The sequence below is a fragment of the Planktothrix pseudagardhii genome, assembly GCF_904830925.1.
Lineage (GTDB): Bacteria > Cyanobacteriota > Cyanobacteriia > Cyanobacteriales > Microcoleaceae > Planktothrix > Planktothrix tepida.
Genome location: NZ_LR882967.1, coordinates 128706 through 147507 on the forward strand (window position 1 = coordinate 128706; position 18802 = coordinate 147507).

General features: G+C 37.9%; 16 protein-coding genes, 1 tRNA gene, 1 other RNA gene and 1 pseudogene. 13 read left to right on the plus strand and 6 right to left on the minus strand.

What is annotated here, in order from left to right; all coding sequences use genetic code 11:
• Positions 1-68: 68 nt before the first annotated feature.
• Positions 69-935 (plus strand): bifunctional methylenetetrahydrofolate dehydrogenase/methenyltetrahydrofolate cyclohydrolase FolD, encoded by an 867-nt coding sequence (gene folD / locus NMK36_RS00470; protein WP_254172740.1) that lies wholly within the window; start codon positions 69-71, stop codon positions 933-935.
• A 71-nt stretch (positions 936-1006) separates the two neighbouring features.
• Here folD and NMK36_RS00475 read toward each other — a convergent pair whose 3' ends face one another.
• A complete protein-coding gene (locus tag NMK36_RS00475; protein WP_254172741.1) occupies positions 1007-2539 on the minus strand; it encodes a phenylacetate--CoA ligase family protein in 1533 nt (510 codons plus the stop codon).
• Between the two features lie 79 nt (positions 2540-2618).
• On the opposite strand from NMK36_RS00475, the gene NMK36_RS00480 reads away from it, so the two are divergent.
• From NMK36_RS00480 to NMK36_RS00495, 4 genes and pseudogenes are all read left to right on the plus strand, one after another.
• A complete protein-coding gene (locus tag NMK36_RS00480; RefSeq protein ID WP_072718867.1) occupies positions 2619-4478 on the plus strand; it encodes a serine/threonine-protein kinase in 1860 nt (619 codons plus the stop codon).
• Positions 4479-4619: 141 nt separating this feature from the next.
• Positions 4620-6266 (plus strand): transporter substrate-binding protein, encoded by a 1647-nt coding sequence (locus NMK36_RS00485; RefSeq protein WP_254172742.1) that lies wholly within the window; start codon positions 4620-4622, stop codon positions 6264-6266.
• Positions 6267-6310: 44 nt separating this feature from the next.
• The gene (locus NMK36_RS00490; protein WP_254172743.1) at positions 6311-7423 is read left to right on the plus strand and encodes an IS630 family transposase; all 1113 of its coding nucleotides are present in this window, start codon (positions 6311-6313) and stop codon (positions 7421-7423) included.
• Positions 7424-7437: 14 nt separating this feature from the next.
• Positions 7438-7638 (plus strand): annotated as a pseudogene (locus tag NMK36_RS00495) (diguanylate cyclase domain-containing protein); the annotation flags it as partial.
• A gap of 63 nt (positions 7639-7701) precedes the next feature.
• Here the strand turns inward: NMK36_RS00495 and NMK36_RS00500 are convergent.
• Complete coding sequence (locus NMK36_RS00500) at positions 7702-8433, minus strand: glutamine amidotransferase-related protein (protein ID WP_072718869.1); 732 nt, start codon at positions 8431-8433, stop codon at positions 7702-7704.
• Positions 8434-8888: 455 nt separating this feature from the next.
• Between NMK36_RS00500 and NMK36_RS00505 the strand changes: the two genes are divergently transcribed.
• The 4 genes from NMK36_RS00505 (at position 8889) to NMK36_RS00520 (ending at position 11211) form a co-directional block, all read left to right on the plus strand.
• Entirely contained in the window at positions 8889-9116 is a 228-nt protein-coding gene (locus NMK36_RS00505; protein WP_072718870.1) for a hypothetical protein, read from the plus strand.
• Positions 9117-9371: 255 nt separating this feature from the next.
• Positions 9372-9722: a YtxH domain-containing protein gene (locus tag NMK36_RS00510; protein ID WP_254172745.1), complete on the plus strand. Its 351-nt coding sequence runs from the start codon at positions 9372-9374 to the stop codon at positions 9720-9722.
• Between the two features lie 75 nt (positions 9723-9797).
• Positions 9798-10337, plus strand: a complete 540-nt coding sequence (locus NMK36_RS00515; protein WP_254172746.1) for a DUF948 domain-containing protein — start codon at positions 9798-9800, stop codon at positions 10335-10337.
• A 46-nt stretch (positions 10338-10383) separates the two neighbouring features.
• Positions 10384-11211: an ion transporter gene (locus NMK36_RS00520; RefSeq protein ID WP_254172747.1), complete on the plus strand. Its 828-nt coding sequence runs from the start codon at positions 10384-10386 to the stop codon at positions 11209-11211.
• 193 nt (positions 11212-11404) lie between these two features.
• Here NMK36_RS00520 and NMK36_RS00525 read toward each other — a convergent pair whose 3' ends face one another.
• Positions 11405-12118 carry a hypothetical protein gene (locus NMK36_RS00525; protein WP_254172748.1) on the minus strand — a complete coding sequence of 238 codons (714 nt, stop codon included), beginning with the start codon at positions 12116-12118 and terminating at the stop codon, positions 11405-11407.
• Between the two features lie 417 nt (positions 12119-12535).
• On the opposite strand from NMK36_RS00525, the gene NMK36_RS00530 reads away from it, so the two are divergent.
• The 4 genes from NMK36_RS00530 to ureC are packed head-to-tail and all read left to right on the plus strand — an operon-like array spanning position 12536 to position 16545.
• Positions 12536-12919 (plus strand): urease subunit beta, encoded by a 384-nt coding sequence (locus NMK36_RS00530; protein ID WP_254172749.1) that lies wholly within the window; start codon positions 12536-12538, stop codon positions 12917-12919.
• Between the two features lie 46 nt (positions 12920-12965).
• Positions 12966-14147: an AAA family ATPase gene (locus NMK36_RS00535; RefSeq protein ID WP_072718874.1), complete on the plus strand. Its 1182-nt coding sequence runs from the start codon at positions 12966-12968 to the stop codon at positions 14145-14147.
• Positions 14144-14830, plus strand: a complete 687-nt coding sequence (locus NMK36_RS00540) for a DUF4276 family protein (protein WP_254172750.1) — start codon at positions 14144-14146, stop codon at positions 14828-14830. The genes NMK36_RS00535 and NMK36_RS00540 overlap by 4 nt, the downstream gene beginning before the upstream one ends.
• Positions 14827-16545, plus strand: a complete 1719-nt coding sequence (gene ureC / locus NMK36_RS00545) for an urease subunit alpha (RefSeq protein ID WP_072718876.1) — start codon at positions 14827-14829, stop codon at positions 16543-16545. Before NMK36_RS00540 ends, ureC begins: the two co-directional genes overlap by 4 nt.
• 65 nt (positions 16546-16610) lie before the next feature.
• Here the strand turns inward: ureC and ssrS are convergent.
• The 3 genes from ssrS to NMK36_RS00560 form a co-directional block, all read right to left on the minus strand.
• Positions 16611-16797: non-coding RNA, 6S RNA (gene ssrS, locus NMK36_RS00550), on the minus strand.
• A gap of 196 nt (positions 16798-16993) precedes the next feature.
• Positions 16994-17064 (minus strand) — tRNA-Gly (locus NMK36_RS00555).
• Positions 17065-17163: 99 nt separating this feature from the next.
• A complete protein-coding gene (locus NMK36_RS00560) occupies positions 17164-18624 on the minus strand; it encodes a slr1306 family protein (RefSeq protein ID WP_254172751.1) in 1461 nt (486 codons plus the stop codon).
• Positions 18625-18802: the final 178 nt, after the last annotated feature.

The following is an 18802-nucleotide window of genomic DNA, read 5'->3' on the forward strand; positions in this document are numbered from 1 at the left end:
CTCCAATCCTAGCTTAACTGCTAAAAATAGAGACGATTGCAATAGAGTGAACGACGAGACAACGAATTATGGATAATCTATTAGACGGTAAATCTACAGCGAAAAAAATCCAAGCTGAACTTCAAGAACAAGTCCAAACGTGGGAAGCGAAAGTAGGGCGTCCTCCCGGTTTGGCGGTAATTATGGTGGGAGATAACCCAGCCAGTGCGGTGTATGTTCGCAATAAAGAACAAGCTTGTGCTAAGGTCGGTATTGCTTCCTTTGGTCAACATTTTCCCGCAGAAACTACTCAAGAAGAACTTACCCAAACGATTCATACCTTGAATCAAAATCAACAGGTCGATGGAATTTTAGTGCAGTTACCTTTACCTCCCCATTTAGATGCTGTTGGGTTATTGTATGAAATTGATCCCCAAAAAGATGCTGATGGTTTACACCCAGAAAATTTAGGACGGTTAGCTAGGGGGGAAAAGGGGTTAAGAAGTTGTACTCCCGCCGGAGTTATGCGACTATTTGAAGAGTATAATATTGAGTTAAAAGGCAAACACGCCGTTGTTTTGGGTCGTAGTATTTTAGTGGGAAAACCGATGGCGTTGATGCTCTTAGAAGCAGATTGTACCGTAACAATTGCCCATTCAAAAACGAAAGATTTAGCAAAAGTTACCCGTGATGCTGATATTGTAGTGGGAGCCGTTGGACGTCCGCAAATGATCACGGCGAATTTTGTGAAACCGGGTGCTATTGTTATCGATGTTGGGATTAATAAAATAACCGATGCTAACGGTAAATCTCGCCTGGTCGGGGATGTGGATTTTAATAGTGTTCAACCCATCGCCCAATATATTACCCCAGTTCCCGGCGGTATTGGCCCCATGACCGTTGCGATGTTATTACAAAATACCTTCTGGAGTTATTTGGAAACAGTCAGGGGTTGACCTTGATGGTTAACGGGTAGGGGGCGGGATATGGGTCTAAAAGTAGGCTCTCAAACCCCTATTCCCCTGTCCTACTGTTTCCGGGTGTAACGATGTTTTACTCCTAGGGGAAAATATTCAGGATCTCCGGTTAATTTGAGGGTAATTTGAGGGGTTTGATATTCAGGGGGTACATAATTAGCAAATTCGCTATTGAGGCGCTTTAATTGAGTTAAAATAGAAGTGGCGATCGCTTCTTTTTTATCCTCTGTTTCTTCAACACCGGGAGCTAATTCTACCACCACTGATAGAAATCGATTTTGATCAGAATCTTCTATCACAGACATGACAAATTTACCCGTTACCCACTCTTTTATTAAAGGTTGTTCTAACCCTACAGTAACATTTTCAGGATAAATATTTGCACCAAAATAGGATATTACAAATTGCGATCGCCCAAACACAAATACAAACGGTAATTGATGAATACCTCGATTTCCTAATTTCTGTAATTCTGAAATAGGGTCAAAATTATATTGTTTTAAAAAGTCTAACATCTCCTGAAATTGAATAATTCCACCTTGATCCGCAATATGATAACGGATTAAAGGAATGCCATTATCTCCTGAAAATAATAAGGTTCCCGTTGTCGAATCTTCCTGCTTTTGGACTTCAAAAAATCGACTTTTGGGGTCATATTGCACTAAAGTCGGTAATCGAGATTCTCCAAATAATTGTTTAGCAATGTCTGGATGTTCTGCTAAAAACCGACGAATACAAATACTTAACGGGGTTTCATTTCCTAAAACGCCTGCATCTGCTGTTCCATATAAGCTTGCTGAATCATAATAGGGTTGTGTTGAGCCAACTCGTTCCCCCAATAAACTGCGCCATTCTTCACTAAAAACCTCTCCTGCAAAAACCAATTTAACGTGATACTTTTGCCATTCTATGCCTTCAGCAATTCCCGTATCAATAACATCTTTAATAAACGGAGGATAGCCTAATAAAACCACCTGCTCAAACTGTTCCCCTAATTCTCGAATCACTCGAAAAATTTCGGTTTTTTGGTTTCCAGGGGTAATAACCGTAATGGGATAGCCTTTTGTGGCTAAATGACGACAACAAGCCGTTGTATACAGTCCGCCAACCCAGGTTCCCAAGGTAAAACAAATAACTGCTAAAGTCCGACATTGATCCCCTTGAAAACTATCATAAAAAATCTGTTCAAACCGAGTGGCAATTTGCAATTCATCACTAATAAACCGGGGCCAAAATGTCGGGTTTCCAGTGGAACCAGAAGAAACAGCAATTAAATCACAGGTTTCTAATTGTCCGTTACGGCACAATTGGGATAATGAATATTGGCGTAAATAATTTTCTTTAGTAATTAAAGGAAGAGTTTGGAAATCTTCAAGGGTTTTAATGTTAGGAATAGACTGATAATATTCTGCTAAAAATCGTTGATAGGCGGGAACAGTTGTGACAACCTGTTGAAATAATTGTAAAACAGAAGTAACCCCTCTATCTGGCGAGGGTTGAATTAAATCAGATAAGGGTGTAGATAAAAAGCCGTTTAACGCTGAAATTGCCCGTTGGCGTTGTTCGTCTCTGAGTTGACCCATGTTACAGTCCTAATAAATTGCTACTCTCAATTTAGACAGATTTGAACCGTTCAGCATTCCTTTTTTACCCTAACACCGAATGAGTCAATTAATTTACCCCGGTATTGTTCTGAGAAACCATTACACCATTGTCCGTGAGTTAGGACATGGAGGTTTTGGACGCACCTATTTAGCACAAGACCAACATCGGTTTGATGAACTTTGCGTTTTAAAAGAATTTGCCCCCCAGGTACAAGGAAGTTTTGCCTTAAAAAAATCTCAGGAATTATTTGAACGGGAAGCAGAAATTCTTTATAAATTAAAACATCCTCAAATTCCTCAGTTTCGAGAGTTATTTCGAGAAACCATTGATAATAAAGGCTATTTATTTTTAGTCCAAGATTATGTTGAAGGATTGAATTATCGGAGTTTATTGAATCAACGCTTACGCCAATGCTTGCCCTTTACTGAAGCAGAAATGATTCAATTTTTACTCCAACTGTTACCCGTTTTAGATTATATTCACAGCTATGGTGTGATTCATCGAGATATTTCCCCCGACAATATTATTCAACGTCAATTAGACGGTTTACCCATATTAATTGATTTCGGGGGTGTTAAATTAATTCAAGCTAAAGTTGAATCAGAATTAGCTGCACAACAAGGTCAAAATCCGACCCCCACTCGCTTAGGAAAAGTTGGGTATGCTCCCGATGAACAAATGCGTTTAGGAAAAGTTTATCCCCACAGTGATTTATATGGGTTAGCCGCTACAATATTGGTGTTATTAACGGGAAAGGAACCTCAACAATTAATTGATCCCCAAACGTTAATTTGGAATTGGAAAAAATACACAAATTTAAGTCCAGAATTTGGGGCTATTTTAGAGAAAATGTTAGCTTATCATCAAAGCGATCGCTTTCCATCGGCTCAGGATGTTCTAACAGCACTTTCAACCCTAAATTCTCCCCTAACTCAGTCTTTTCCAAAACCCTCGACTCCCCTGACTCAGGGAACAGTTTCCTTAACCCAAAACCAAAGTTTATCTTCCCCAGTTTCTCCAACTCCAGGAAGAATATCTGCGAGTCTTAAAATGCCTTTATTAATGTTTATTTCAATTTTAATCCTGGGAGGGTTCGGGTGGTTAGGAGGACGCTATTGGTTAAACCATTATGCAGATTTACATCAAATTCCGGGGACAGAACAAGAACGACAAGAAGCCTTAAGGGATGAAAGACGTTTATTAGGGATTAATTTTAACTTTTTTGTTGATTTAGTAAATGAAGAATTTTATACTCGCTATCCTGAACAACAAGGAAGAACCTTGACAGATAGTTCCTCCGATGCCATTTGGCGACAACGATGGCATCAAATTGCCGATGAATTCTTGCAACGTCTCGGACAATTAAGTGAGGAATCTCGGCTGAAATTAGGAACCTATAGCTTGGATGATCTTGATCACTGGAAAGCAACGGTTAATCAATTACAGTTAAGTCATCAATCCTTGTATGATTTAGCAGATGCCAAATTTTTCTATTTATTTCCTGAACAATCAAGAACAGCAAATTTATTAGGGTTGCCCATAGGACAAGTTTGGCAAGCTTTTACCGATGATGTTGTTCATCAATTACAAGCGGGATTAAATTGGGAACGAGTGGAATTTGCCTCGCAAAAAACTCGAAAAAAGTTAAAAGAAACCCTAAAACCCGGAGAAGGAAAAGCCTATATTGCTCGCTTTAATAAAAATCAAGTTTTGCAAGTCCATCTCAAGTCTCCAAAACCCTCAACGTTACTTTCAATTTATACCCCTGGTATAACACAACAATCCCAATCTTTATTAGAAGATTCTCCTAGGACTCGTTGGTCAGGTCGCTTACAAGATTCGGGTGATTATGAATTTGTAGTTGTGTCTAACTCTTCTCAACCTTTTGAGTATGAGTTAACCCTAGAAACTCGTTAACACCTTTTCCCTCCTGAGTAAGGGTATTCAAACGAACTAAAAATTGATCCGCTTTCTGTCAAAATTAAACCGATGTAATGATTGATGTTCAGATTCTCAGTAACACCAGACTCTATGAGATTCTAAAGGATATTAAAACCTATGAAAAAAATAAAAGTTGGTATTTTATATTCCTTAAGCGGAACAATGGCAATGAGTGCAACACCCTTGGTAGAATCAACCTTAATGGCAATTACAGAAATTAATGCCCAAGGAGGAATTTTAGGACATGAAATTGAACCCGTAATTGAAGATGGTGCGTCTGATATTTTAGTGTTTGAAAAGAAAGCCAAAAAATTACTAGAAATCGATCAAGTCAGCACAATATTTGGCTGTTGGACATCGGCTTCTCGAAAAGCAGTGAAACCTTTAATGGAAGAATATAATGTTTTACTTTGGTATCCCATTCAATATGAAGGGTTAGAATCTTCTCCTAATATTTTTTATACCGGTTCCTGTTTAAATCAACAAATTCAACCTGCGGTGAGTTGGGTACTCCAAAACCTAGGAAAACGATTTTATTTATTAGGTGCAGATTATGTATTTCCTCGGACAGCCCATAAATTAATTAAGTCCCTCCTGAAACAAGAAGGCGGAACTGTTGTTGGAGAACACTATTTTCCTTTGGGAGATAAAAGATTTTTCGATATTATTGATGAAATCAAAAATTTAAAACCCGATGTCATTTTTAATACTTTAAATGGGGATAGTAATTTTTATTTTTATCAAGCTTATTATGAAGCTGGAATTTCACCCTCAGAGATGCCAATTGTAGCAGTGAGTGTTTCAGAATCAGAGGTTCAGACTATGGGTAAAGCGAGTGTGGGTCATTATGCTTGTTGGAGTTATTTTCAAAGCTTAAATAGTCCCCACAATCAAGAATTTGTGAATAATTTTAAAGCTTTATATGGAACCGAGAGAGTTACTTCTGACCCCATTGAAGCTGCTTATTTTCAAGTTTATCTTTGGAAAAATGCTGTAGAAAAAGCCAATAGTTTTGAAACAAATTTCGTTAAAAAAGCCGCTTATGATCAAACCTTTGAAGCACCGGGAGGACTGGTTAAAATTGAATCTAATCATCATTTATGGAAACATTGTTATATAGGTCGAGTAACCGAATCTAAACAGTTTGAAATTATTTGGAAAAGTCCCGATTTAATTAAACCTTTACCTTGGTTAGGAGTGGAGGAGTTAAAAAATTTTCCGCAAGCGGATTTAGTGATTGATATGTTAGCAGAAGTTTCTCAAGGGATTCAATATAGTTGTTTATTAGAAGCCAATAGCCGACGCTTAGAATTGACTATGCAACAATTAAAAACCGAAATTGAAGAACGTCAACGGATTGAAATTACGTTACAAGAGGTCAATAAAGAATTAAAACACATGGCAATTACAGATAGTTTAACTAAATTAGCAAATCGATATTGGTTTAATGAATGTCTGAAATCTGTATGGAATCAACATTTAATAACTGAAACCACTTTAGCATTAATTTTATGCGATATTGATTACTTTAAAAACTATAACGACACCTACGGCCATCAAAAAGGAGATGACTGTTTACAACAAGTAGCTCAAGCGATTAAAACGGCTGTCAGAAATGGTTTTGACGTGGTGGCGCGTTATGGTGGAGAAGAATTTGCGGTTATTTTACCCCACACCGCCTTATTTGATGCCTCACAAGTAGCAACTCGAATTAATATGGAAGTGCAACAACTTCAGATCCCTCATAAGCTGTTAAGCATCTAAATAGGGTATAATGAAAAACCAAGTTTAGAAAAATCAATCAAAAGATGCCTGCTAAAAATCATTTAAATGAAAAGCAAGTAGAGAAACTACAGAAAAGATTGAAAGAGGAAGAAAATGGACAAATCCGAGAAAGAATCTTGATTTTATTATTGCTAAATGATGGTAAAAAGCAAAGTGAAATTGCCAAGTTTTTGGGCTGCTCATTAAACAAAGTATGTTATTGGTGTGTACATGGAGACCCTGACAAATTAGAAAGCCTAAAAGATGAAAGAATGAAAGGAAATTATAGAAAAGCCACAGACAAATATATAGAGATATTATTAGAAACAGTAGAAAAAGAACCGGAAGAATTAGGATATGAATTTGGGAGATGGACAGGAGAAAGATTGGCAACTTATTTAGAACAAATCACAGGAATCAAATTAAGTAGTTCACAAGTGAGAAAGATATTAAAGGAAAAAAAGTATGTTTATTTGTGGGCAAAGTATAGCTTAGAAGAGAAAAGAGATCCAGAAAAAAGAAAATTATTTAAAGATAAAATAGAAGAATATTTGAAAATAGCAAAAGAAAGTCCAGAACAATTACAGGTATGGTTTTGGGATGAAAGTGGATTTAATTTAAGAGTGATAAAAAGAAAGAATTGGTGTAAAAAAGGGAAGAGGAAACAGATTAGAGGAGACAGGAGGAAAGGAAGAGTTAATGTGATGGGAGGATTGAGGTACTCGGATAAAAAAAGATTTGTAGAATTTCTGGATAAAGGAAATGCAGATAATTTTTATCAAGTGTTAAAAAGTTTTTATCAAGAGCTAATTTATGAATGGGTATTAGCGGGAAATCAAGCAGAAGAATTTGTAGAAAAAGGAGCTAAGATCCTGATTATTCTTGACAATGCAAGTTTTCACAAAAAAGAAGAGTACCTAGAAAAAATTAAAGCAGAAATGCCGAATGTCTATTTAGAATTTCTTCCAGCATATAGTCCAGATTATAATTTAATTGAATTAGTCTGGCATTCAGCTAAAGAATATATAGCTCATCGACTCTTTAAATCAGTTGATGAGCTAGAGTGTTTATTACATCAGCTTTTAAATGAAGGACAGTTATCTATTAAATGGGGACGTAAACTTAAAAACAAAGGTAATGCTATAATCACAGTTTAAATACACAACAGCTTAAGACTTCTTTAGTCGAGAAATATGTTACAGTGAGTTTAGGCGTTGCTAGTCAAATTCCTGAGTTACACTCTTCTCCTGAAGTGTTAATTTATGAAGCGGATAAAGCCCTTTATAAAGCTAAAAATAATGGCAAAAACCAATGGTGTTTACATTATATTAGTGAACAGGGAACAGGAGGGAAAAGAGGAACACAAGTCTAGGTTTGCTGTATTAGTTTTTGCCACCACTGCTATAACTAATAACTGATCTAATTTTATTTTAAATTAAGCCGAGCGTCGTTCTAACAGCAAGTTTTGTTCTGGGTGAATCGAATTTATCCAACTCGGAAGAAAGGTTTTTAACCATTTTTCCCCCTGAGTTCCATACAAATGATGTTTATGAAGTTGTTCCGTTAGAGATTGGCTTCCGGGTAAGGTTAATTGTTCCCTTCCTCGCTCTATCCACCGTTTCATTAATTCTTCAGTCATTTCCGGGTGAAATTGCAGACCATAAGCCGTTTTTTCATAACGAAATGCTTGGTTAGGAAAATAGTTTCCTGTTGCTAATAAGACTGCGCCAGACGGTAATTCAAACCCTTCTTGATGCCATTGATAAACGTATTGTAGAGCGTTAAAAGAACCTTGTCCTTCGACGGTTGGAGTAATGGGAAAATAGCCAATTTCTCGAATTTCTTCAGGATGAAACGAGACTTTTGCCCCTAACACTTTGGCTAATAGTTGAGCCCCTAAACAAATGCCTAAATAGGGTTTTTGGGACTCTAAAACCAGGGAAATCCAGTTCAGTTCAGTCCGAATATAAGGTAACGTATTTTCATCATTGGCACTCATTGGCCCCCCAAAAACAATCACAGCTTCATGTTTTTCTAAATGATGGGGTAAAGCATCCCCCTGACTGGGAAGGCGAATATCCAATTTATAACCATAGGATGTTAGAATTTGTCCCACCCGCCCTGTTTCGGTGGTAGGTTGATGAATAATAACCAGAATATTTTTCATAGACCTTGTAAGCGCAATACACCATTCCAACTAACGACAAGTTGAGTCTGTTATTAAACCATAAAACGGAAAGAACCCTTAGTATAGAGGGCTACTAACTAGATGGATTGATCATTCATTACTGTTGCCAGTATAGCTGTCTTCAGACCATAAGCCAATAGGTTTTTCCAAATCCTGTTGTATTTTTTAATACAATTTCTTAGAAATACATTTTTATTCACAAACATAATTTAACAACGTTGAGATTGTATTGTCTGAGAGTTTTTAAGATTCTAATCAGGAAGTGAAGGAAAATCTTTCCTAAGTTAGATGTGTATATCTGTGACAATTAGGAAGAATAGGAAAGCAAGATAAGAATTGTTTAGAAGTCTTTCTATTAGGAGAGAATGCTAACAGATTCATAGCCTAATTTTTATAGGAATCTGCCCTATAACTTTATAAATAGGAGATTAACTATGTCACGTTTTATTCAAGTTAAAAATTTTGGATTTAGCCTTGATGCAGTGATTTGTTGGCAACGTTTAACTCATGAAATGGGCAGTCCGTTAGTTGTCAATTTTTTGGGTGATCAAACTCTAAAATTTACCGATGAAGAAGCTGAACAACTCCATCAAATTTTAAATAATCATTCCATGACTTTAACAACCCGAACTTTAACACCCCATCGTCTGGAAGTTGCTTAATGATAGCAACTGTTATGGTGATAAGAACAAACTATAAGCTGTCCCAATTGCCAACACACTAAATCCAAGTTATAGGTGTTATGGTGGCGGTTTTTAAGGGGAGTTGGGGGTTTAAAATCTCCCTTCCCCCTAATCGGTAATCTTGTCTGTTGATTTTGATTAATTTCAATCCCTTTCAGGGATTAGTGGTTATTATAACCATTTTCTTAATAGAATAAATAGAGTACGGGGATAGAATTTGTACTGCGGTTCAATATGTCAAATCAACGGTTAGGACAATTTTTAGGTGGTTTTGTCTTAGGTTCTGTCGTGGGTACGGTAGCCGGTTTGTTGGTAGCCCCTCGTTCTGGGAAAGAAACGAGACAGTTACTCAAAAAATCAGCCGATGCCTTACCCGAACTTGCAGAAGATCTATCCACTAACGTTCAGTTACAGGCCAATCGACTGTCTGGGTCTGCATTACGCAATTGGGATGAAACCTTAATTCGGCTTAAAGAATCCATTGCAGCCGGGTTAGAAGCCAGCCAACAACAGCGACAAACCCAACAGAAGTTAGAAGTTGAAAACCATCTACCAGAGTCTCAAAAAATCATACGGGAACGTTAACAATGGGGGATTGCGCCTAAAAATCGCTATACTTTGAAGGCGAATAAACCCCAAACTGTTATTGATGGAAATCAAGTGACTGAACCTTTGTTTTGGCTTGCACTGTCACTATTTTTTGTGGCAGTCAGCCTTACTGCTGTTGTTGTTGTTGCCTTACCTGCCGTGCAAGCTATTGCACGGGCAGCCAGAAGTGTGGAAAAATTAGCCGATACCCTCTCGCGTGAATTTCCACCGACTTTGGAATCGATTCGTTTAACTGGATTAGAAATTACCGAACTGACGGAGGATGTTAGCGAAGGGGTACAAAGTGCCAGCCAAGTTGTTAAACAAGTGGATTTAGGCTTAGATAGTGCTAAACAACAAGCCAGAAAATTGCAATCTACCACAGGAAGTATTTTCACCGGAATCCGCGTGGCGTGGAAAACCTTTACCCGCAAAACGTCCCCCTCTGAGTCCCAACGCCGATCAGGAAATCGTTTGTCAGGAAGTAGAAGTTCTCATCAGTTCAGAGAGCGAAATATTCAACGCTTGGAACTTTATTCTGAGGCAAACTTTGAGTTAGAAGATGAAGATCCTGAAGGAAATCATCATGCTTTTAAGAAAAAAGATTATTAACAAAGATCAAAAGCGGTTTGTATAGGCGATCGCATCCTTTAAATTTATGGAAGATCCACAATTATCCCCATCTAATTTAGAGTTTTGGGAAGAGACACGAAAGAAAGTAGCCTTTTATTTAGAAGATATTGAAACGCCCCTGGGGAAAACTATAAATTTAACCTTAACGGGAATTATATTAATTTCCTTAGCTAGTTTTATTGCTCAAACCTATCCCCTTTCTCCGAATGTTCGTTCTCGTTTAGAATTATTAGATTTTATTATTTTAATTTTATTTACCATTGAGTATGTTATTCGATTTTGGGCGGCTGAAAATAAAAAAAAATTTGTATTAGATCCTTTATCATTAATTGATTTATTGATTATAATACAAGGATCTTTAAGGTTTTTAAATATTAGTTATTTAAGGATTTTCCGTTGGTTTAGAGTTCTCCGATTAATCCGATTTATTGATGTAAAAATATCTGTTTTCAGAATTCAAACTGAAGATGGGATGATTTTTGCTCGGATTATTTTTACGCTATTAACGATTGTTTTTATATTTTCTGGCTTGATTTATCAAGTTGAACATCCTGTTAATCCTGAAATCTTTAAAACCTTCTTAGATGCAGTATATTTTTCTGTCGTCACCATGACAACCGTAGGTTTTGGAGATGTTACCCCCCTATCAGAAATGGGGCGATTTTTAACCATATTAATGATATTAACCGGAATTGCTTTAATCCCTTGGCAATTAGGAGATTTAATTAAACAATTAGTCAAAACTGCTAATCATATTGATACGATTTGTGTCGGTTGTGGGTGGTCAGTTCATGATAAAGATGCCCGTTTTTGTAAACGATGTGGCACTCCCTTAAATCCTTCCAATTTGTAGGGTGCGTCAGGCAAAGCCACACGCACCAATTTTTTATGAATTAACAACAAACATTTTGGTGCGTGCGCTACGCTTACTTTATAGATTGATTAATAAACTTTTGGTGCGTGCGCTGTGCTTATGCACCCTACTACTTTACGCTCCTTACTCTCGGCGGGTGCTTACGCACCCGATGGGAATTAATATTGATTCATCAGACAGAAGACAGACGTTGAGGTTTGTAGTTAAACTGAGGTAAACTTTTCAATAAGGGAACACGAGACAATAATTCTTTGAAAACTGTTAAATTATGATTTTGAACTGCATCGATCAAATCCTGCCGAAATTCATTAGCAAACCCTTCTATAACTATTTGATAATGGAATCCCCACTCTTCACCCTCTATGACATATTCAGGTTGAAATTCTGAGACGTGACATTCCTTATGAACTTTAACCGCACGTTCCAAAATTAACTTCTCCAATTTGGGATCAATCGTAAGAAGTTCAAGAATAATTCGACTGAGCGAGGGTACTTCTTTCCCATATAAAACCGACAGATCAAAGGAACAGTCAATTGCTTTCTTGATTCTTTGCTTCACATCTTCAGCTAATTGTTGGCTAAAATACTTCATAAAAATTTGCCCACGCCAAGATATGCTCTCCAAATTCAAGCAATCTTCTAATAATTCGATAGGGTGTGCAGACATATAGGACATTGCCACGGGAGAATCTAATTCAATATTAAGACGATTTATTGCGTTGTCTATCAGTTGATAGGTTTGTTTTTCTGTTCTGGCTAACATGGGCACATCATTATCTGACCGAATTAAGTCGGGGATAATATTATCCAGCTTGTTAAATGTTGGGACATCACATTTTTTTGCCACCTCTTTCAGACAGTCTGTCCTTTTATCGGAATATTCCATAATTAATCTTGAATAAAGTACCTTTGGGGCAACCAACCTGGGTGTCAACTGACTTTTAAGGTTCAGTTCACTTTCAGTGATTGAGTACCCTGATTTCTATCCTAGCGATTTTTTTTTAAATTGGCTGCACCGAGTCGAATTTCTGCAAAATTTTGATTTATTCAGCAGACGACAAACTTCTCAAACGCATATTCAGAAAGGCTTAGAGGCTAATGATGTATTCATCAGAAAATAGACAGGAGTGGGAAAAATCCTAAGCTGCTACTCATCAAAACTTAATGTTGAGATTGGTTATGGGGTGGGGCGTGAGTGAGTGTGGGGAGTCAGGCTGTATTAAATTTAGATAGAGAACACCTTATTAGTTGTCCCTAATGTATGGTAATTAAGAATATTAATCATCACAAGAGGCAATAACCCATGATTCCAGGTGAACTGATTGTTAAAGCAGGTGAAATTGAACTCAATGTTGGTCGTCCCACCTTAAAGGTTAAAGTAGCGAATACAGGCGATCGCCCGATTCAAATTGGATCACATTATCACTTTTATGAAGTTAATGAAGCCTTAAAATTTACACGGGAACAAACCAAAGGAATGCGGTTAAATATTCCAGCCGGAACTGCGGTTAGATTTGAACCCGGAGATGAACGGGAAATCGAGTTAGTGACAATAGCCGGAAGTCGAGAAATTTATGGGTTTAATAAGTTAGTGGAAGGTCAACTCGAAAACATCCCATCAGAACCATCCGATAAAAAATCTAAGAAAGAGAAAGATAAAACCAAAAAAGGTAAAAAAAAGAAGTAGAATAGATGAGTTAAACTTTAATAATTGATTGTCTCTGGAAATTTTGATGATGAGATTATTATCGATTGATATTAAAGGGTATCGTCCTTTTAAAGACTTTAAAGCTGACTTTAAATCTTTAGAAGTGATTGTAGGTGCTAATGGGGCTGGAAAATCCAGTTTGTTTGAATTTTTGAAATTTCTCCGAGATGGTATGTATCGAGAGATCCCCACTGAAATTATAGAGGGATCAATCGGTCAACAAATTTTTCATCTGACCGGGCCAGAAAAGTTTACATGGAATTTAGAAATTGATACCAATAGACCTGTTTCTATGCTCTATCAAGGTGAACTGGTCGGCCCTGTGGGGAAAACACAAATTACCCATGAAACAGTTGTTTCCTCTAAACCCTTTGACGATCAATATAAAAACCCTTATATTTTCATGGATATTCGAGGAAATCAAGGGCGAGTTCAAAATCCAGATACGGGGAGGTTTGACACTACAGAAATTGGGCAAGATATTCAATCTAAACGCAATCAATTAGCTTTAAGTACCATCACTAATCCACGTTTAGAATTATTATTTGAATTAAGAGAATATATTCAGAATTGGAGATTTTATAGCTCTTTTAATATTGCTAATCAGAAAATCCGTAAATCAGTGTTAATTGAGCAGGAACCGATTCTTCATGAAGATGCAGGAAATTTGAGTTCTGTTTTATTTTACTTACAAATGGAACATCAAGAAATTTTTAATGAATTGCAGTTGTTTTTAGGATTAATGATTCCAGGGTTTAAAAATTTAATGGTAAAAGCGCGAGGTGGCCCTGGCGAGGTCATTGCATTTTGGCAAGAAAAGGGAGTTGATGAAACTATTAGTTTAGCGGATTTATCCGATGGAATTTTACGTTTGATTTGTTGGGTTTGCCTTTGTTTACATCCTAAACCGCCCAGTTTAATCTGTATTGATGAACCGGATCAAGGGATACATCCTCGGACATTATCGATTTTAGCAGGACTATTTGAGAAAGCATCAGAACGGACTCAAATTTTGTTAGCAACCCATTCTTCCTATTTCCTAAGTCAGTTTGATTTATCTAAAATTGCCGTGATTCGTAAAGAACAGGGAGAAGCCAAATTTTTTAAACCCTGCGAATTTCCCGTATTAATTGATATGTTAGAAGATTTTGGAGCAGATGAAATTGAAAAATTGCATCGTTCTGATGAATTGGAGCAATTGATATGAAGGTAATAGTTTATGTAGAAGGAAAATCAGATAAGTTAGCAATGGAATCCCTGTTAAAAGATTTAATTGAAAATCAGCAATTTCAAGGAATTACAATTCAATTCTTTGCAGCCAAAGGAAGCGATAATCAAAGAGGCGGAGATGCTAAAAAAGAATTATTAGAAGTAATTCCTAAAAAAGCAATTAATGTTTTAAAAAATAATCCTGATTCAATTGTTGCCGTTATTCCTGACTTATACCCTCCCAATAAAGGGTTTCCTCATAAAACTTATCAAGAATTAAAAGCAGGGATAATAGCTAAGTTTAATCAAGAACTAACTCAAAAAGGACTTAATGATCAGCGATTAATAGAACGATTTAAGGTTTTTTGCTTTAAATATGACTTAGAGACCTTAGTTTTAGCCTCGGAGACTAAACTTAAAACTCGTCTAGGCTTAAGAAAAGATCAGAACTTCCCTATTTCTTGGACAATTCCTGTAGAAGATCAAAATCATGATCAGCCACCGAGTAGAATTGTAGAAAGATTATTTAAAGAGTATAATAAAACTTATCAAAAAACAGTAGATTCAACGTTGATTTTAGGGAAAGCTAATTATCAGGATCTTGCTGAAAGATGTCCTCAATGCTTTAAACCCTTCGTTGAATTCTTAGAAAACTTATCATTACCCCAGGAAGATTTATGAGTTATAAAATGGATCGGCAGGCTTATGCAGAAACCTTTGGGCCTACGGTGGGCGATCGCATTCGATTAGCGGATACAGAATTAATCATTGAAGTAGAAAGAGACTATACAACCTATGGAGATGAGGTAAAATTTGGGGGCGGAAAAGTGATTCGAGATGGCATGGGACAGTCACCCATTACCCGTGAAAATGGTGCAGTTGATTTAGTAATTACTAATGCTTTAATCGTTGATTGGTGGGGCATTGTTAAAGCGGATGTAGGGATAAAAGATGGGAAAATTTATAAAATTGGTAAAGCTGGAAATCCCTATATTCAAGATCATATTGATATTATTATCGGCCCTGCAACGGAAGCGATCGCAGGGGAAGGAATGATCCTCACGGCGGGAGGAATTGATAGTCATATTCACTTTATTTGTCCTCAACAAATAGAGACTGCCATTGCATCAGGAATTACCACAATGATCGGCGGTGGAACTGGCCCCGCAACGGGAACAAATGCCACCACTTGCACTCCGGGTGCGTGGAATATTTATCGAATGTTAGAAGCGGCGGAAGCCTTTCCCATGAATTTAGGATTTTTAGGGAAAGGAAATAGTAGTCAACCCCAAGGTTTAGTTGAACAAATTGTTGCGGGGGCGATGGGTTTAAAACTCCATGAAGATTGGGGAACTACACCTGCTGCAATTGATACTTGTTTAAATATTGCGGATGAATATGATGTTCAAGTTGCCATTCATACGGATACATTAAACGAAGCAGGATTCGTAGAAACCACCATTGAAGCGTTTAAAAATCGGGTGATTCATACCTATCATACGGAAGGGGCAGGAGGCGGTCATGCGCCAGATATTATTAAAGTTTGTGGTCTTGAAAATGTCTTACCTTCTTCTACGAATCCCACTCGTCCCTATACGATGAATACTTTAGAAGAGCATCTGGATATGTTAATGGTTTGCCACCATTTAGATCGAAATATTCCAGAGGATGTCGCGTTTGCAGAATCTCGAATCCGTCGAGAAACCATTGCGGCTGAAGATATTTTGCATGATTTAGGGGCATTTAGTATGATTTCTTCTGATTCCCAAGCCATGGGACGGGTGGGAGAAAGTATTATTAGAACGTGGCAAACCGCCCATAAAATGAAAGTGCAACGGGGGCTTTTACCTGAATCTAAAAACTCTCAAGAAACCCATGATAATTTTCGCGTAAAACGCTATATTGCTAAATATACAATTAATCCAGCAATTACTCATGGAATTTCTGATTATGTCGGATCAATTGCGGAAGGAAAATTAGCCGATTTATGTTTATGGAAACCCGCTTTTTTTGGGGTTAAACCGGAATTAGTGATTAAAGGGGGGTTAATTGCTTGGGCGCAAATGGGAGATGCGAATGCAAGTATTCCTACACCCCAACCTGTCCATAGTCGCCCCATGTTTGGAAGTTTTGGAAAAGCGATCGCCTCGACATCTTTAACCTTTGTTTCTCAAGCCGCTTTAGACGCTAAAATTCCTGAACAATTGGGGTTACAAAAACAATGCGTAGCGGTTTCAGGAACTCGAAATATTAGTAAAGCGGATCTGAAATTAAATAATGCCTTACCGAAAATTGACGTAGATCCTGAAACCTATCAAGTCAAAGCAGACGGGCAATTATTAACCTGTGAACCTGCAACTATATTACCGATGGCACAGCGTTATTTCTTATTTTAATACAGTCTAGGGTTGGGTATTCTTGCTAAACCTAACCCTCTGATCAAGGCTATAAAATTCTGATAAGGTTAACCGCAACGCCGTGTCGCCTCAGCTTTTGACCTGGTTAAAACCAGGTGGGCACCTCGACCAGACTTAAAGTTTCCGAGTACAAGCTCGGTTTACTGCCGTCTGTAACTTTCTTAGTTCCCGTATTCTTAAAGCTATAGATCAAAAAAACATATCGGCAAGCCACCAACGTCGCAGCACAACCTTACAAGTTATTATAACGGATTTTTTCAGGATGGGAAGGGGGATCCCAAAGCAGAAGAGAAAGGGTTATACATAATAGACATCAAATTAAGACATCAATCTATCCCTACAGCAAAGGATTCTCCATCAACTGAAAACCCCTGCACTGTATATAGCGTAGGGGTTAGAGGGAATGAATAGATATAGTGTTTGGGAAAGCGGGTGGCGGGAATCGAACCCGCATTAATAGCTTGGAAGGCTATAGTTTTACCACTAAACTACACCCGCAGTGCGTTTCACAATTTCTAACTATAGCATAAACTCCAGAAATGTAAACCCAGTTCCCAAACTTTTTTTGAGGACTGGGGAACACAGAGGGGAAACAACCTAAGACACGGAGGATTCAACAGTTTGCTTGGGTTTGAATTGCACCGTAAAATAATTGATCGCCTGTGTCACAAAGGACTGTAATAAACTGGCTTGTTGATTTTGCTGAAAGACCGTTTGCAGGGTTTTCTTGAGGTTATCCCAATTCAGGCTTGGATTTTCAGGGGCTTCTAACTGGATATCCTGCGCTTGGAAATACTCAATTAAACTCAACCCAGCAATTCGGGTTAAATAAGCCGCGCTGACCCCCTGAACTAGGCTTCCGGCGATAAACGTCACGGTATTACTTTTCAACAATGAGGTTAAAGTTTGGGTGGAGATTTCCACAAACCCTAATTTCAACATCTGAGTGCTAATCGTCGTTGCAACTTCTTGACCTTGCTGAAGGGAGAATTTTTGTTGATAAATCGCCCCTAAATCCATGACTAATTGAGCATTAACCGCCGCCGTTGCTAACATATCTAAAGCTGGAACTGGATTCGCTACTGTTGCCGCCGCTGCAATCCATTGATATTGTTCAATCAAAGGTAACGCCTGTTCTCGACGTAATTGATTAACAATTTCTTTCGCCTCTTGTCGCAATCCTAATGCTTCCCGATAGGTTGTTGCTAATACTAAGGCTTGCTGTTCTTGAGTGACAATAAAATCAAGGTGTTTTGTTAACAAATCGAGAATCGGTGATTGCGCTTCTAGCCATTCTTGAACGGTTCCATCCTCTTGATGTTGACGAACTTTGACGGGATTTGGAGACGCTGCGATCGCAATAATATCATCCGAGGATAACACCCCAGTTAATGTGGTTTTTAACTGTTGCAAAATTACAGGTTGATCACCGACTAAATATTGATCTTGCTTATTCCACACTAAAATAACTCGATGGTAATTTGCCACCAGTCCAGAAAGAATTTTAAATTCCGGGTCAGTTAAATCTCCCCCGGTCACAAACAAAACCACATCCGCAGTCGTTAAATTGGGGATAGGAGAATTGAGATCGGTTGCTGAAACTTCTGTCAAACTTAAAGTTTGAGACTGTTGAGTCAGCCAGTCCGACTGCAACCGTTGTAACAAAGCTGTTTTTCCCACGCCTTTGTTACCCACCAGGGCGATATTTAGGTTTGTTCGTTGCAGATGAGTCTTGAGTTGTTCTGTTTGCTGCTGTAGGGCTTCTAAACGGCTGTCCTGAGTTGCCGTTTCAGTGGCTAGACGTTGGATCAGAGCTCGGGTTTGGGTGATCGCTTTTTCCACTAATTCCTGATTTAACGATTCTGGAGGAGGCGACAATTGCAGAGGTTCTGTCCCTTGTTGCTTCCACCACCACAGTCCGGCGCTTCCTAACGCTAAACTAAACAGCATCATTTGTCCGAATTCGGACGCTGAATGCTGAAGACTTTGCAACAGCCACAGACCTAACGAAAGTCCAATCCCTCCCATTAAAATTGGGCGTTCCAATTTAACTGCCATCTCATCCTCCGCCAACGTCATCAAACCTTAGATTTTCAGTGGGGTTGGTTTGACATAAACCCTAATTTCTATGGTACTTCGACTGTGGCAAGTTGTGGAATTTTAGCTCAAGATTATTAGAATGGATCTGTTTGTCAGAATCCCAGATCTTAATAAATCAGGCTAAACCGATTGAGGA

Coding starts and splice junctions, on each gene's coding strand:
- folD (WP_254172740.1), top strand. CDS start 69: ATGGATAATCTATTAGACGGTAAATCTACAGCGAAAAAAATCCAAGCT.
- NMK36_RS00475 (WP_254172741.1), bottom strand. CDS start 2,539: ATGGGTCAACTCAGAGACGAACAACGCCAACGGGCAATTTCAGCGTTA.
- NMK36_RS00480 (WP_072718867.1), top strand. CDS start 2,619: ATGAGTCAATTAATTTACCCCGGTATTGTTCTGAGAAACCATTACACC.
- NMK36_RS00485 (WP_254172742.1), top strand. CDS start 4,620: ATGAAAAAAATAAAAGTTGGTATTTTATATTCCTTAAGCGGAACAATG.
- NMK36_RS00490 (WP_254172743.1), top strand. CDS start 6,311: ATGCCTGCTAAAAATCATTTAAATGAAAAGCAAGTAGAGAAACTACAG.
- NMK36_RS00500 (WP_072718869.1), bottom strand. CDS start 8,433: ATGAAAAATATTCTGGTTATTATTCATCAACCTACCACCGAAACAGGG.
- NMK36_RS00505 (WP_072718870.1), top strand. CDS start 8,889: ATGTCACGTTTTATTCAAGTTAAAAATTTTGGATTTAGCCTTGATGCA.
- NMK36_RS00510 (WP_254172745.1), top strand. CDS start 9,372: ATGTCAAATCAACGGTTAGGACAATTTTTAGGTGGTTTTGTCTTAGGT.
- NMK36_RS00520 (WP_254172747.1), top strand. CDS start 10,384: ATGGAAGATCCACAATTATCCCCATCTAATTTAGAGTTTTGGGAAGAG.
- NMK36_RS00525 (WP_254172748.1), bottom strand. CDS start 12,118: ATGGAATATTCCGATAAAAGGACAGACTGTCTGAAAGAGGTGGCAAAA.
- NMK36_RS00530 (WP_254172749.1), top strand. CDS start 12,536: ATGATTCCAGGTGAACTGATTGTTAAAGCAGGTGAAATTGAACTCAAT.
- NMK36_RS00535 (WP_072718874.1), top strand. CDS start 12,966: ATGATGAGATTATTATCGATTGATATTAAAGGGTATCGTCCTTTTAAA.
- NMK36_RS00540 (WP_254172750.1), top strand. CDS start 14,144: ATGAAGGTAATAGTTTATGTAGAAGGAAAATCAGATAAGTTAGCAATG.
- ureC (WP_072718876.1), top strand. CDS start 14,827: ATGAGTTATAAAATGGATCGGCAGGCTTATGCAGAAACCTTTGGGCCT.
- NMK36_RS00560 (WP_254172751.1), bottom strand. CDS start 18,624: ATGGCAGTTAAATTGGAACGCCCAATTTTAATGGGAGGGATTGGACTT.